15 protein-coding genes are annotated in these 13,752 nt (G+C 69.7%); all 15 read right to left on the bottom strand.

Translation table 11 applies throughout. The annotated features are described in order from the left end of the window. Position 1: 1 nt before the first annotated feature. Positions 2 to 448 (bottom strand): DUF2550 domain-containing protein, encoded by a 447-nt coding sequence (locus tag ABZZ38_RS10885; RefSeq protein WP_356738009.1) that lies wholly within the window; start codon positions 446 to 448, stop codon positions 2 to 4. Positions 449 to 587: 139 nt separating this feature from the next. Next, entirely contained in the window at positions 588 to 968 is a 381-nt protein-coding gene (locus ABZZ38_RS10880; protein WP_356738007.1) for a F0F1 ATP synthase subunit epsilon, read from the bottom strand. A 108-nt stretch (positions 969 to 1,076) separates the two neighbouring features. After that, positions 1,077 to 2,519 (bottom strand): F0F1 ATP synthase subunit beta, encoded by a 1,443-nt coding sequence (atpD, locus tag ABZZ38_RS10875; protein ID WP_356738005.1) that lies wholly within the window; start codon positions 2,517 to 2,519, stop codon positions 1,077 to 1,079. Beyond that, positions 2,519 to 3,436 (bottom strand): F0F1 ATP synthase subunit gamma, encoded by a 918-nt coding sequence (locus ABZZ38_RS10870; RefSeq protein WP_356738003.1) that lies wholly within the window; start codon positions 3,434 to 3,436, stop codon positions 2,519 to 2,521. The genes atpD and ABZZ38_RS10870 overlap by 1 nt, the downstream gene beginning before the upstream one ends. A 20-nt stretch (positions 3,437 to 3,456) precedes the next feature. Beyond that, a complete protein-coding gene (gene atpA, locus ABZZ38_RS10865) occupies positions 3,457 to 5,064 on the bottom strand; it encodes a F0F1 ATP synthase subunit alpha (RefSeq protein ID WP_356738002.1) in 1,608 nt (535 codons plus the stop codon). 129 nt (positions 5,065 to 5,193) lie between these two features. After that, the gene (locus tag ABZZ38_RS10860) at positions 5,194 to 6,009 is read right to left on the bottom strand and encodes a F0F1 ATP synthase subunit delta (protein ID WP_356738000.1); all 816 of its coding nucleotides are present in this window, start codon (positions 6,007 to 6,009) and stop codon (positions 5,194 to 5,196) included. After that, the gene (locus ABZZ38_RS10855) at positions 6,006 to 6,551 is read right to left on the bottom strand and encodes a F0F1 ATP synthase subunit B (RefSeq protein ID WP_356737998.1); all 546 of its coding nucleotides are present in this window, start codon (positions 6,549 to 6,551) and stop codon (positions 6,006 to 6,008) included. Before ABZZ38_RS10855 ends, ABZZ38_RS10860 begins: the two co-directional genes overlap by 4 nt. Before the next feature lie 43 nt (positions 6,552 to 6,594). Next, positions 6,595 to 6,831 carry an ATP synthase F0 subunit C gene (atpE, locus tag ABZZ38_RS10850; RefSeq protein ID WP_356737996.1) on the bottom strand — a complete coding sequence of 79 codons (237 nt, stop codon included), beginning with the start codon at positions 6,829 to 6,831 and terminating at the stop codon, positions 6,595 to 6,597. Positions 6,832 to 6,915: 84 nt separating this feature from the next. Next, positions 6,916 to 7,725 carry a F0F1 ATP synthase subunit A gene (gene atpB / locus ABZZ38_RS10845; RefSeq protein ID WP_356737994.1) on the bottom strand — a complete coding sequence of 270 codons (810 nt, stop codon included), beginning with the start codon at positions 7,723 to 7,725 and terminating at the stop codon, positions 6,916 to 6,918. Between the two features lie 225 nt (positions 7,726 to 7,950). After that, positions 7,951 to 8,388 carry a hypothetical protein gene (locus tag ABZZ38_RS10840; protein ID WP_356737992.1) on the bottom strand — a complete coding sequence of 146 codons (438 nt, stop codon included), beginning with the start codon at positions 8,386 to 8,388 and terminating at the stop codon, positions 7,951 to 7,953. A gap of 262 nt (positions 8,389 to 8,650) precedes the next feature. Continuing rightward, positions 8,651 to 9,961, bottom strand: a complete 1,311-nt coding sequence (locus ABZZ38_RS10835) for an MraY family glycosyltransferase (RefSeq protein ID WP_356737990.1) — start codon at positions 9,959 to 9,961, stop codon at positions 8,651 to 8,653. 106 nt (positions 9,962 to 10,067) lie between these two features. Continuing rightward, entirely contained in the window at positions 10,068 to 11,342 is a 1,275-nt protein-coding gene (gene glyA / locus ABZZ38_RS10830; RefSeq protein ID WP_356737988.1) for a serine hydroxymethyltransferase, read from the bottom strand. A 123-nt stretch (positions 11,343 to 11,465) separates the two neighbouring features. Next, positions 11,466 to 12,131: a protein-tyrosine-phosphatase gene (locus tag ABZZ38_RS10825; RefSeq protein WP_356737986.1), complete on the bottom strand. Its 666-nt coding sequence runs from the start codon at positions 12,129 to 12,131 to the stop codon at positions 11,466 to 11,468. Next, entirely contained in the window at positions 12,128 to 12,775 is a 648-nt protein-coding gene (locus ABZZ38_RS10820) for an L-threonylcarbamoyladenylate synthase (RefSeq protein WP_356737984.1), read from the bottom strand. Before ABZZ38_RS10820 ends, ABZZ38_RS10825 begins: the two co-directional genes overlap by 4 nt. 86 nt (positions 12,776 to 12,861) lie before the next feature. After that, the gene (prmC, locus tag ABZZ38_RS10815; RefSeq protein WP_356738186.1) at positions 12,862 to 13,701 is read right to left on the bottom strand and encodes a peptide chain release factor N(5)-glutamine methyltransferase; all 840 of its coding nucleotides are present in this window, start codon (positions 13,699 to 13,701) and stop codon (positions 12,862 to 12,864) included. Positions 13,702 to 13,752: the final 51 nt, after the last annotated feature.

Below are 13,752 nucleotides of genomic sequence, written 5' to 3'. Positions count from 1 at the left end.
TTCACGCCACATTGACTCGCTGGCCGGGCGGTGCCGCCTCCAGCCAGGCCAGGAACCCGGTGAGGGCGTCCTCGCTCATCGCCAGCTCCAGACGCGTGCCGTGGTGCAGGCAGCCGAGGACCACCGAGTCGGAGAGGAGCGCCAGCTCCTCCTCCCCCTCCGGCATCCGGCGTGCCAGCACCTCGATACCCGAGCGCTCCAGGACACGGCGCGGGCGGGGGGCGTACGAGAAGACGCGGAACCAGGCGATGCGATCACCGCTGTAGCGGGCGACGCCGTACACCCAGCCCTTGCCGGAGAGGTCGCCGCCCTCCGGGACGTTCCAGCGCAGGCTGCAGTCGAAGGTGCCACCGGACCGCTGGATCAGCCGCCGGCGCAGCCCGAAGACGAAGAGCCCGATCACCACCAGTGCGACGACCAGGGCGCTCACAAGCAGAGCGAGGAACATCTCCACCGACCTCCTCGCATCGTCCCGTATCGGAATCCGTATCGGATCACAACCTGCACCCGCATCGCCTCAGCCGCGGCCCGGTCTGGATGATTCCAGCCGAGGCCGCGGCTGAGGGCACAACTGTCGGCGCGGCGCGTCAGCGTACCGCTGTCGCGACCGCACGCAGCCGGACGTCGGCGCGCCGCTCGGCGGCGGCGTCCGACTCGGCCTTCGCGCGCTCCAGCGCACGCTCGGCGCGCTGGGGGTCGATCTCGTCCGCCAGCTCGGCGATCTCCGCGAGCAGCGACAGCTTGTTGTCGGCGAACGTGATGAAACCGCCGTGGACGGCGGCGACGACGGTCCCGCCCTCGCTCGTACGGATGGTCACCGGGCCCGACTCCAGCACACCGAGCAGCGGCTGGTGGCCGGGCATGACGCCGATGTCGCCGGACGTGGTGCGCGCGATGACCAGGGTGGCCTCGCCGGACCAGACACTCCGGTCCGCGGCGACCAGCTCGACGTGCAGCTCAGCAGCCAAGGGTGGCTCCTCGGGTCACCACCCGGCCGTTGCGCCGGGTGTTGGGTCAATTCTACGGGGCGTACAGAAGGGGGCGGGACGGACCCGCCCCCTTCATGAGCACGATGCTCAGGAGACGCCCAGCTCCTTGGCGTTCTTCTTCAGGTCCTCAAGACCACCGCACATGAAGAAGGCCTGCTCGGGGAAGTGGTCGTACTCACCGTCGCAGATCGCGTTGAACGCGGCGATCGACTCGTCGAGCGGCACGTCCGAACCGTCGACGCCGGTGAACTGCTTCGCCGCGTGGGTGTTCTGCGACAGGAAGCGCTCGACGCGACGGGCACGGTGGACAACGAGCTTGTCCTCCTCGCCCAGCTCGTCGATACCGAGGATCGCGATGATGTCCTGGAGGTCCTTGTACTTCTGCAGGATGCCCTTGACACGCATCGCGGCCTCGTAGTGGTCCTGCGCGATGTAGCGCGGGTCCAGGATGCGGGACGTGGAGTCCAGCGGGTCCACGGCCGGGTAGATGCCCTTCTCCGAGATCGGACGGGACAGAACCGTCGTCGCGTCGAGGTGGGCGAACGTGGTGGCCGGGGCCGGGTCGGTCAGGTCGTCCGCGGGGACGTAGATCGCCTGCATCGAGGTGATCGAGTGACCACGCGTCGAGGTGATGCGCTCCTGCAGCAGACCCATCTCGTCGGCCAGGTTCGGCTGGTAACCCACCGCGGACGGCATACGGCCGAGCAGGGTGGACACCTCGGAACCGGCCTGGGTGAACCGGAAGATGTTGTCGATGAAGAAGAGCACGTCCTGCTTCTGCACATCGCGGAAGTACTCCGCCATGGTCAGACCGGCCAGGGCGACGCGCAGACGGGTGCCCGGGGGCTCGTCCATCTGGCCGAAGACCAGGGCGGTCTTGTCCAGAACGCCGGACTCCTCCATCTCCGCGATGAGGTCGTTGCCCTCACGGGTGCGCTCACCGACGCCCGCGAAGACGGAGACGCCCTCGTGGAGGTTGGCGACACGCATGATCATTTCCTGGATCAGCACGGTCTTGCCGACACCGGCGCCACCGAACAGACCGATCTTTCCACCCTTGACGTACGGGGTGAGAAGGTCGACGACCTTCAGACCGGTCTCGAACATCTCGGTCTTGGACTCGAGCTGGTCGAAGGCGGGGGCCTTGCGGTGGATCGGCCAGCGCTCACCGACGTTGGCGTTCTCCTCGGGGTGGTTCAGCACCTCACCGAGGGTGTTGAACACCTTGCCCTTGGTGAAGTCACCGACGGGGACGGAGATGCCCACGCCCGTGTTGGTCACCGGGGCCTGGCGGACCAGACCGTCGGTGGGCTGCATGGAGATGGCGCGGACGATGCCGTCACCGAGGTGCTGGGCGACCTCGAGCGTCAGCGTCTTGCGCTTGCCGGCCTCGGCCGGGTCGTCGACCTGGACCGTCAGCGCGTTGTAGATCTCCGGCATCGCGTCGACGGGGAACTCCACGTCGACGACCGGGCCGATGACCCGGGCGACGCGGCCCGTGGCGGCGGCCGTCTCAACAGTGGTCGTCATTACTTGTCACTCCCCGCGGTCGCGTCGGCCAGAGCGCTGGCGCCACCGACGATCTCGCTGATTTCCTGGGTGATTTCGGCCTGGCGGGCCGCGTTGGCAAGTCGGGAGAGCGTGTTGATCAGCTCACCCGCGTTGTCGGTGGCCGACTTCATCGCCCGGCGGCGGGCCGCGTGCTCGGAGGCGGCGGCCTGCAGCAGGGCGTTGTAGACCCGGCTCTCGACGTACCGCGGCAGCAGGGCGTCGAGGACGTCCTCCGCCGAAGGCTCGAAGTCGAACAGCGGAAGGATCTCGCCCTTGCCACCGTCGCCTTCGGCCGCCTGCTCGAGGCTGAGCGGCAGCATCCGGTTGTCCACCGGCATCTGCGTCATCATCGACACGAACTCCGTGAAGACGATGTGCAGCTCGTCGACGCCACCCTCGGCGGTGTCCTGCTGGACGGCCGCGATGAGCGGAGCGGCGACCTTCTTGGCGTCCGCGTAGCTCGGGCTGTCGGTGAAGCCGGTCCACGACTCCGCGACCTTGCGCTCGCGGAAGCCGAAGTAGGCGACACCCTTGCGGCCGACGATGTACGTGTCGACCTCCTTGCCCTCGCCGCGCAGCCGCTCGATGAGCCGGTCGGCCTGCTTGATGGCGTTGGAGGAGTAGCCGCCGGCCAGACCGCGGTCGCTCGTGATGAGCAGGACCGCGGCACGGGTCGACGTCTCCGCCTCCGTGGTCAGCGGGTGCTTGGTGTTCGACCCGGTCGCCACCGCCGTGACCGCGCGGATGAGCTCGGTCGCGTACGGCGTGGAGGCCGCCACCTTGCGCTGCGCCTTGACGATGCGCGAGGCGGCGATCATCTCCATCGCCTTGGTGATCTTCTTCGTCGCGGTGACGGACCGGATGCGACGCTTGTAGACCCGGAGCTGCGCTCCCATGAGTCAGGTCCCTTCCGTCGTCACTTCGAGACGTTGACGGCGGCCGGGGCGGCCGGGGCGTCCTCGGACAGCAGCTTGCCGTCCGACGTCTCGAACTGCTTCTTGAACGCGGTAATGGCGTCCGCGACGGCCGTGAGGGTGTCGTCGGACATCTTGCCGCCCTCGCGGATCGAGGTCATCAGACCCTTGTGGTCGCGGTGCAGGTAGTCCAGCAGCTCGCGCTCGAAGCGACGGATGTCCACGACCGGGACGTCGTCCATCTTGCCCGTGGTGCCGGCCCACACCGAGACGACCTGGTTCTCGGTCGACATCGGCTGGTACTGCGGCTGCTTCAGCAGCTCGACCATGCGCTTACCGCGCTCCAGGGCGGCCTTCGACGCGGCGTCCAGGTCGGAACCGAAGGCGGCGAACGCCTCCAGCTCGCGGAACTGGGCGAGGTCCACGCGCAGACGGCCGGAGACCTGCTTCATGGCCTTGTGCTGGGCGGAGCCACCGACGCGGGAGACCGAGATACCGACGTTCAGGGCCGGACGCTGACCGGCGTTGAACAGGTCGGACTCCAGGAAGCACTGGCCGTCGGTGATGGAGATGACGTTGGTCGGGATGAACGCCGAGACGTCGTTGGCCTTGGTCTCGACGATCGGCAGACCGGTCATCGAACCGGCACCCATCTCGTCGGAGAGCTTGGCGCAGCGCTCCAGCAGACGCGAGTGCAGGTAGAAGACGTCACCCGGGTAGGCCTCGCGGCCCGGCGGGCGGCGCAGCAGCAGCGACACGGCGCGGTAGGCGTCGGCCTGCTTCGACAGGTCGTCGAAGATGATGAGGACGTGCTTGCCCTCGTACATCCACTGCTGACCGATGGCGGAGCCGGTGTACGGCGCCAGGAACTTGAAGCCGGCCGGGTCGGACGCCGGGGCGGCGACGATGGTCGTGTACTCCAGGGCGCCGGCCTCCTCCAGCGCGCCGCGCACGGACGCGATGGTGGAGCCCTTCTGGCCGATGGCGACGTAGATGCAGCGGACCTGCTTCTTGGGGTCGCCCGAGCGCCAGTTGTCGCGCTGGTTGATGATCGTGTCGACGGCCAGGGCGGTCTTGCCGGTCTGGCGGTCACCGATGATCAGCTGACGCTGACCACGGCCGATCGGGGTCATCGCGTCGACGGCCTTGTAGCCGGTCTCCATCGGCTCGTGCACCGACTTGCGCTGCATGACCGTGGGGGCCTGCAGCTCAAGGGCGCGGCGACCGCTGGTCTCGATCTCGCCGAGGCCGTCGATCGGGTTGCCGAGCGGGTCGACGACCCGGCCCAGGTAGCCCTCGCCGACGGCGACGGACAGGACCTCGCCGGTGCGGGTGACCGACTGGCCCTCCTCGATGCCGCTGAACTCACCGAGGACAATGGCACCGATCTCGCGCTCCTCAAGGTTGAGGGCGAGGCCGAGGGTGCCGTCCTCGAACTTCAGCAGCTCGTTCGCCATGGTCGAGGGCAGCCCCTCGACCTTCGCGATGCCGTCGCCGGCAAGGCTGACCGTACCGACCTCCTCGCGCGAGGCCGCGTCCGGCTTGTACGACTGGACAAAGTTCTCCAGCGCGTCCCGGATCTCCTCCGGCCGGATCGTGAGCTCCGCCATCTGGGTTCCCTGCTCTCCTTGTTGGGCCCGAAGTTTCTTTGGGGGATCTGGGGGCTCCCCCCAGAACTTCTGCATCCTCTGCACGACCCAACTGGGCCGTAGGTAACGCTTGTTGTGTTGGTGGCCTGGTCAGCCGGCCAGCCGCCGTGCCGCCTCTTCGAGGCGGCCTGCGACCGTGCCGTTGATGACCTCGTCGCCGACCCGCACCGAGATCCCGCCGAGGACCGTGGGGTCCACGTCGAGGTTCAGGTGCATCTGGCGGCCGTACAGCTTGGCCAGCGCGGCTCCGAGACGCCGCTTCTGCTGATCGCTCAGCGGCACCGCCGAGGTGACGACCGCGACCATCCGGTCCCGGCGCCCCGCGGCCAGCTTGGACAGGGACTCGAGTCCCGCCTCCAGGCTACGTCCCCGCGGCTGCGTCACAAGACGCACGACCAGCCGCTCCGTGGCCGCGTGGGCCTTGCCGCCGAGCAGGCTGCGCAGCAGCTCGCCCTTGGCGGCCGCGGTGGCGGCCTTGTCGGTCAGCGCGGCCCGCAGTTCGGTGCTGGACGCGACGATCCGGCCGAACCGGAACAGCTCGTCCTCGACGTCGTCGAGCGCGCCGGTGCGCTGCGCCGCGGTGAGGTCGGCGGTGTTCGCCAGTCCCTCGAGCGCGTCGACCAGGTCACGCGAGTACGACCATCGGGAACGGACCATGCCGGAGACCAGGTCGACGGCTTCCCCGCCCACCTGACCGCTCAGCAGTCGCGCGGCGAGCTCGGCCTTGGCCTCGCCGGACTGCGCCGGGTCGGTCAGGACCCGACGCAGCGACACCTCGCGGTCGAGCAGCGCGGTGACGGCGGCCAGCTCACCGGCGAGCTTCGCCGCGTCGACCGACGTGTTGTCGGTCAGCGCGTCGAGTCGCTCGCGTGCGGCAGCCAGTGCCTCGCGGCTCGCTCCGTTCATCGGGCGGCCTCGGCCTTCTCCTCGAGCTCGTCGAGGAAGCGGTCGATGGTGCGGCCCTGGCGGGCGACGTCCTCGAGGGACTCGCCGACCAGCTTGCCGGCCAGGTCGGTGGCGAGCTTGCCGACGTCCTGACGCAGCGCGCTCGCCGCGGCCTTGCGGTCGGCCTCGATCTGGGCGTGGCCGGCCGCGATGATCTCCTCGCGCTGGCGCTGGCCCTCCGCCTTCATCTCCTGGATGATCGCGGCGCCCTGCTCCTGCGCCTCCTGACGCAGCCGCGCGGCCTCGTGGCGGGCCTCGGCGAGCTGAGCCTTGTACTGCTCCAGCACACTCTGGGCTTCGATCTGGGCCGACTCGGCCTTCTCGATGCCGCCCTCGATGGCCTCGCGACGCTCGTCCAGAACCTTGTTGATGTTCGGGAGGAGCTTCTTGGCCAGGAAGCCGAAGACGATGACGAAGGCGATCAGGCCGATGACGAGCTCGTCGAGATGCGGGATCAGAGGAGGCTGGGGCTCCTCCGCTGCCGCAAGGAACAGAGCGTTCACATCAGTGCCTTCCGTGAAAGGGGTTGGGCTGTCGACCGGCCGATTAGGACGGGTAGACGAAGCCCATGACGATGCCGATGAGGGCGAGCGCCTCACAGAAGGCGAAACCCATGATCTGGTTGGTACGGATCAGGCCGGCCGCCTCGGGCTGACGGGCGAGGGCCTGGGTGCCGTTACCGAAGATGATGCCGACGCCGACGCCGGGACCGATGGCCGCGAGGCCGTAACCGATGGAGGCGACGTTTCCGGTCAGCGCGGCGAGGTTGTCGAGAGCGGACATGCCGGTTCTTCCTTCTCTTTCAAGGATCCGGTGGGGGTTGGCCACCGGACGTCTGGTGGTTTGGGGTGGCTGGGCCTTGGCCGATCAGTGGTGCTCGGCGAGCGCGCCCTGCACGTAGTTGCAGGCCAGGAGGACGAAGACGTACGCCTGGACGGCCTGGATGAAGAGCTCGAACGCGGTCATGACGATGACCATCACGAACGACGTGGCCGCGTAGGCGATGCCGATGCCGTTCAGGAGGTACCAGCTCGCGAGCGAGAACATCACGATCAGCAGGTGACCCGCGAACATGTTCGCGAAGAGTCGCACCGCGTGCGTGAACGGCCGGATGATCAGGTTCGAGAAGAACTCGAGGAAGACGATCAGCGGCAGGATCGCACCGAGCGACTTGTCATAGCCGGTGATGTTCTTCCAGCCGCCGACGAAGCCGTGCTTCCGGAAGGTGAGGCTGACCCACATCACGTAGACGATCAGGGCGAGACCGGCCGGGAAGGCGATCAGCGAGGTCACGGGGAACTGGGCGAGCGGAATGATCGACCAGAGGTTCATGACCCAGACGAAGAAGAACAGCGACACCATGAAGGGGACGTACTTCTCGCCGTCCTTCTTGCCGATGATCTCGTAGACGATGCCGCGGCGCACGAAGTCGTACCCGGCCTCGCCGACCATCTGGAGCTTGCCGGGGACCAGCTTCGGCTTCGCGAAGGCGGCCCAGAAGAACCCGACGATCAGGACCGAGCCCAGCAGCGCCAGCAGCATCGGCTTGGTCAGCTCGAAGCCGCCGATGGTGGCGATGGGCTCGTACATGAACGTGTGGAGGCCCGGCGCCGGGAAGCCGCATCCGGTGAAGATGTGACAGCTCGGGTCGAAGGCAAGCGTCTGGTCAGCACTCACCGCGGGCTCCTTCAGCGTGGCGCATAGGTACGGCAACCTCGTTGTGTCGGCGCGGCACGCAGCCGCGGTTCGGCACTGGACTGGTCTTACGGATAAGGGGGCGGCGGTTCGGCGTCGAGCCTCGCGCTGGGACAGGCGTCAGCTCGGATGCCCGCGCCCGCAGTGCCGCAGTTGGCACCGGACGATAGCAGCATCTCGAACGCGCATTTATCCCGGCCCTACCCCTCACGTCGAGGACCCCGTCTTCTCGGGCTTGTCGCCCTTGTAGGACGGGGAATCGACGTAAAGGATCTTGGCCTTCATGTAGGCACGCGCCTGCGCGGCGACCCAGACGACGGTGGTCGCGAGCAGTGTGAGACTGAATGCCTTGAAGTCGAACAGCGTGGTGCCCTTGAGCACCGCGAGGAAGATGAAGAGCACCAGCAGCTGCGCCGTGTAGAGCATCAGGCCCATGGCCTGGAACAGCTGCGGCAGCGATTTCGCCGTCCGCTGGAGCACCACCAGGCCGATCCCCATGAAGAGGACCACCACGAGCGTGCCGACGACGGCGCCGATCGCCCCCTTGCCACCGGCGACCACGCCGCTGACGACGGTCGCGATGGCGCCGGCGGCAACGGCTGGTACGGCGGTGTGCAGGAGGGTGCGGACGTCGTTGGACGGCATGGCGGCATCTCCGCTTGCTGGTGGGGGCAGTGGTGTCGTCATGGACGAGCGTAAGCCCGGTCCGAGGTGGGTCTCGGGGCCGAGGAACCGTCGCACTGCGGCCCTTCGGCGGTGTCGCCGGGTACTCGTGAACGGTATCACAAACTATTTGATGAGGTCTTTACCCTTGGGTGTGCCGACTCTCACACATGAGGGTGACCCCGCCCGTGTGTGCGCGACAACCCGCCGCTTTGTCTGGTAATGGACGCGTCTGGGCGGCCCGTCAACTCGGTGTTCCGGCCTTCCGTCGCTCGGGGAGGTCGGAACGGGCGCTCAGCGCCGTCGCCCCGTTGACACCCGCCGGCACCGGGACGCGCTCCTCCTCGTCCGACGACGGCGCCGCGGACGCCGCCTCGGGCCGCACCGCGCGGCGCCGGTAGCGCGGCGGGACGAAGGACTCCGCCCAGCGCGGGGCGCGCGGGGTGAAGCGCGGCAGCAGCAGGAGCACCAGCCCGATCGCGCTCAGCGCGACGACGGCCAGCACGATCCACATCGACGCCGAGTGCACCGAGTACGCCAGGGTGCCGAAGGCGATCAGCGCCGACCAGAAGTACATGATCAGCACGGCCCGGCTGTGCGAGTGGCCGATCTCCAGCAGCCGGTGGTGCAGGTGGCCGCGGTCCGCCGCGAACGGCGACTGGCCGTTCCAGGTGCGGCGCACGATCGCCAGGACCAGGTCCGCCATGGGGATCGCGATGATCGTCAGCGGCAGGAGCAGCGGGATGAAGACCGGCAGCGCCGCGTGGGTGGCCTGGCGGGTCGAGCCCTCGAAGATCTTCAGCGCGTCCGGGTCGACCTGGCCCGTGATCGAGATGGCGGAGGCCGCGAGGATCAGGCCGATCAGCATCGAGCCCGAGTCGCCCATGAAGATCCGCGCCGGGTGCATGTTGTGCGGCAGGAAGCCCAGGCACATACCCATGAGGATGGCGGCGAACAGCGTCGCGGGGGCGGCGGCCTCGATGCCGTAGCTGAACCAGATCCGGTAGGCGTAGAGGAAGAACGCGGCGGAGGCGAGACACACCATGCCGGACGCCAGACCGTCGAGACCGTCGACGAAGTTCACCGCGTTGATGGTGAGCACGACCAGGGCGACCGTCAGCAGCGTGCCCTGCCACTGGGTGAGCGCCACCGTGCCGATGCCGGGGATGGGCAGCCACAGGATCGTCAGACCCTGCATCACCATCACGCCCGCGGCGATCATCTGTCCGCCGAGCTTGATCAGCGCGTCGATCTCGAACTTGTCGTCCAGGACACCGATCAGCCAGATCAGCGCGGCGCCCGACAGCAGGGCGCGCGGCTCGTTCGACAGCTCGAAGACGCTGTTGAGGTTCTGCAGGTGGTCCGCGACCAGCAGGCCCGCGCACAGCCCGATGAACATGGCGATGCCGCCGAGTCGCGGCGTCGGCTCTCGGTGCACGTCGCGGGCCCGGATCTCCGGCATCGCTCCGGCCGCGATGGCGAACTTCCGCACCGGACCGGTCAGCAGGTAGGTCACCGCGGCCGTGACACAGAGCGTCAGCAGGTAATCACGCACGGGCTGCCCCACAGGAATCGCTGGCCATCTCAGCCCCACACCCTAGTCCCGGTAACCCTGTGGTGGAGGACACCGGGCCACCCGCCACGGTTCCACGGACCCGCTTCTACCCCCGATACGGTGGAAATCGCTCGGCGAGTTCGCGCACCTCGGCCCGGACGGCGGCGGCCTTGTCCGGCCGCGCGCGCAGCGCCGCCGTGAACAGGGCGGCGATCCCCGGCATCTCCCGCACGCCCATCCCCTGGGTCGTCGCCGCGGCCGTGCCGAGCCGGATGCCGCGGCCGTCGCCGTACGGCAGGGCGCAGGTGTCCAGGACGATACCGGCGGCCGCCAGGCGGGCCTTGGCGGCGCGTCCGTCGACGCCCAGCGGCGCGGGGTCGGCGGTGATCAGGTGGGTGTCGGTGCCGCCGGTGGTGACCGCGAAGCCCTCGGCGGCGAGCGCGTTCGCCAGCGCCCGCGCGTTCGCCACCACCCGCTGGGCGTACCCGCGGAACTCCTCCGTCGCCGCCTCGCCGAACGCCACCGCCTTCGCGGCGATCGTGTGCATCTGCGCGCCGCCCTGCGTGAACGGGAACACCGCCCGGTCGACGCGCTCCGCGAGCTCCGCGCCGCACAGGATCATCCCGCCGCGCGGGCCGCGCAGCACCTTGTGCGTCGTCGCGCAGACGACGTCCGCGTACGGGACCGGGTTGGGCGCCGCACCGCCGGCGACCAGACCGATGGGGTGGGCGGCGTCGGCGATGAGGCACGCGCCGACCTCGTCGGCGATCTCGCGGAACTCGGCGTAGTCGATATGCCGGGGGTAGGAGATCGAGCCGCACACGATGGCCTTGGGCCGGTGCTCGTGCGCGAGGACCCGCACCTGCTCGTAGTCGATGAGCCCCGACTCGGCGTCGACGCCGTAGGGGATGAAGTCGAACCAGCGGCCGGAGAAGTTGACCGGCGACCCGTGCGTCAGATGGCCGCCGTACTGCAGGCCCATGGCCAGCACGGTGTCCCCGGGCCGCAGCAGCGCCGCGTACGCCGCGAGGACGGCGGACGAGCCGGAGTGCGCCTGCACGTTCGCGTGGTCGGCGCCGAAGAGGGCGGTGGCCCGCTCGATCGCGATCCGCTCGGCGGCGTCCACGAACTCGCATCCGCCGTGGTACCGGGCGCCCGGATAGCCCTCGGCGTACTTGTTGGCGAGCGGCGACCCGAGGGCGGCGAGCACGGCGGGCGAGACGAAGTTCTCGGCGGCGATCAGCTGCAGGCCGTCGCCCTGCCGCCGCGCCTCCCCGTCGAGCACGTCGGCGATCCGGGGGTCCTGCCGGCGCAGGGCGGCGGCGTCCGGACCGTACGCGGTGGTCGTCCCCGCGTCGGCTGCGGCAGCGGTGACCGGCATCTTGGCTCCAGCATGCGCGTGGGCGGCCCCCCGTCACGCTCCAATGTAGGCCCGTACGCGCCCGACCGCCCGCCCGATGCGCTCAACGGCGCACAACCGGTGCGCGATCGGCCCCATGGGCTCTCAGCGGCGCGTGGGTACGCCCGTCAGCGCCGTCACGACCGGGTCCAGGGCCTGCTGGATCTCGTCGCCGATCGAGCGGAAGAACGTGATCGGCGCGCCGTACGGGTCGTTCACCTCGTCCGCCTCCGCGGTCGGGGCGAGGAGCCACCCGCGCAGAGCGGCGGCGGCGCGGACCAGGGCGCGGGCGCGGTCGACGACGCCGTCGCTCATCGGGTCCGGCAGCGTGGCCGGATCTATCGCCCGGACGAGCCGGGTGAACTCCTTCAGGGTGAACGTGCGCAGACCGGCGCTGTGGCCCATCGAGATGACCTGCGCGCGGTGGTCGCGGGTCGCCGTCAGGACCAGGTCGGCGCGGATCACGTGCTCGTCGAGCAGTTCGCGGCCCACGAAGCCGCTCGCGTCCGCGCCGAAGTCGGCGAGGACGAGCTCGGCGTTGGCCTCCATGGGGGCGCCCTCGTGGCCCCAGGTGCCCGCGCTCTCCACGATCACGCCGCCGATGGGGGTCCCCCCGGCGTAACCGGGGGGAGGGTCGCCCAGGCGGTCGCTGAGGGCATGGCGGGTCAGCCGCTCGGTGATCGGCGAGCGGCAGACGTTGCCGGTGCTGACGTGGAGGATGCGGAAGGTGTTGTCCGTGCCGCCTATGCCACGCCCCTCAGGGGCGGTCAATTGGCCACCTCGAGGTCGGGTACCACCTTGCGCAGCTCGTCCGCGGAGAGGGCGCCCGCTCGCAGCAGGACGGGGGCCTTGCCGGTGACGTCGACGATCGAGGACGGCACGATGCCGGGCGTCGGGCCGCCGTCGAGGTAGACGGAGACGGAGTCGCCGAGCATGCCCTGCGCGGCGTCGCAGTCCTCGGGCGAGGGGTGCCCGGTCAGGTTCGCGGACGAGACGGCCATCGGGCCGACCTCGGTGAGCAGCTCGATGGCGACCGGGTGCAGCGGCATCCGGATCGCGACGGTGCCCCGGGTGTCGCCCAGGTCCCACTGGAGGGACGGCTGGTGCTTGGCGACCAGGGTGAGGGCGCCGGGCCAGAAGGCGTCGACGAGCTCCCAGGCCTGCTCGGAGAAGTCGGTGACCAGGCCGTGCAGGGTGTTGGGCGAGCCGATGAGGACGGGGGTGGGCATGTTCCGGCCGCGCCCCTTGGCCTCCAGCAGGTCGGCGACGGCCTCCGCGCTGAAGGCGTCGGCACCGATGCCGTACACGGTGTCGGTGGGCAGCACGACGAGCTCGCCGCGGCGGACGGCCGACGCGGCCTCACGCAGGCCGGTCGCGCGGTCGGTCGCGTCGTTGCAGTCGTATCGCCGAGCCATTTAACGGGCCTCCCTTGGTGTGGTCACTCGGATTTCCCCCTGCCTGTGGCGGGGGAGCCCCCATGGCGCCGAAGCGTGCGCCGCCGTCATGGGGTCGCCTTGCGGGCAGTCGCGAAGCGCGGGCGGTTGTTCAGGTCCGGGTGGTCGGCGGCGTCCGTCCAGCCGGCCTCTTCGTTGAAGATCCACGGGACCTGGCCGCCCTGCGTGTCGGCGTGCTCGATGACGACGAGGCCGCCGGGGCGCAGCAGGCGGTGGGCGGTGCGTTCGATGCCGCGGATCGTGTCGAGGCCGTCCTCGCCGGAGAAGAGCGCCATCTCCGGGTCGTGGTCACGGGCCTCGGGCGCGACGTACTCCCACTCGGTGAGCGGGATGTACGGCGGGTTGGAGATGACCAGGTCGACCTGGCCGTCGAACTCGGGGAGCGCGGTCAGGGCGTTGCCGTGGTGGACGGTGACCCTGGACCCCTCGGCGTTCTTGCGCGCCCACACCAGGGCGTCCTCGGACAGCTCCACGGCGTGCACGCGCGAGCGCGGCACCTCCTGCGCCATGGCGAGCGCGATGGCGCCGGAGCCGGTGCACAGGTCCACGATGAGCGGCTCGACGACGTCCATGGCCCGTACGGCGTCTATGGCCCAGCCGACGACCGACTCGGTCTCGGGGCGGGGGACGAAGACACCGGGGCCCACCTGGAGCTCCAGGTAGCGGAAGAACGCCCGCCCGGTGATGTGCTGGAGCGGCTCGCGGGCCTCGCGGCGGGCGATCATCTCCCAGTAGCGGGCGTCGAAGTCGACGTCCTTGACGGTGTGCAGCTCTCCCCGCTTGACGCCGTGCACGAACGCGGCGAGCTCCTCCGCGTCGAAGCGCGGTGACGGCACGCCGGCGTCGGCCAGCCGCTGGGTGGCCTGAGCCACCTCGGCAAGCAGCAGAGTGCGGGGGCCTGGGGGGCGTCCCCCAGAATGTCGCTGCACGCTGGTCCT

This window comes from Streptomyces sp. NPDC006368 (genome assembly GCF_040612535.1).
Classification (GTDB): Bacteria; Actinomycetota; Actinomycetes; order Streptomycetales; family Streptomycetaceae; genus Streptomyces.
The sequence above is the reverse complement of the archived record's forward strand: the minus strand, read 5'-3'. Positions and strand labels throughout refer to the sequence as shown.

What these genes read in the sequence shown, in the direction of transcription:
- ABZZ38_RS10885 (WP_356738009.1), bottom strand. Translation starts at nt 448, where the DNA reads ATGTTCCTCGCTCTGCTTGTGAGCGCCCTGGTCGTCGCACTGGTGGTG.
- atpD (WP_356738005.1), bottom strand. Translation starts at nt 2,519, where the DNA reads ATGACGACCACTGTTGAGACGGCCGCCGCCACGGGCCGCGTCGCCCGG.
- ABZZ38_RS10870 (WP_356738003.1), bottom strand. Translation starts at nt 3,436, where the DNA reads ATGGGAGCGCAGCTCCGGGTCTACAAGCGTCGCATCCGGTCCGTCACC.
- atpA (WP_356738002.1), bottom strand. Translation starts at nt 5,064, where the DNA reads ATGGCGGAGCTCACGATCCGGCCGGAGGAGATCCGGGACGCGCTGGAG.
- ABZZ38_RS10860 (WP_356738000.1), bottom strand. Translation starts at nt 6,009, where the DNA reads ATGAACGGAGCGAGCCGCGAGGCACTGGCTGCCGCACGCGAGCGACTC.
- atpE (WP_356737996.1), bottom strand. Translation starts at nt 6,831, where the DNA reads ATGTCCGCTCTCGACAACCTCGCCGCGCTGACCGGAAACGTCGCCTCC.
- ABZZ38_RS10840 (WP_356737992.1), bottom strand. Translation starts at nt 8,388, where the DNA reads ATGCCGTCCAACGACGTCCGCACCCTCCTGCACACCGCCGTACCAGCC.
- glyA (WP_356737988.1), bottom strand. Translation starts at nt 11,342, where the DNA reads ATGCCGGTCACCGCTGCCGCAGCCGACGCGGGGACGACCACCGCGTAC.
- ABZZ38_RS10820 (WP_356737984.1), bottom strand. Translation starts at nt 12,775, where the DNA reads ATGGCTCGGCGATACGACTGCAACGACGCGACCGACCGCGCGACCGGC.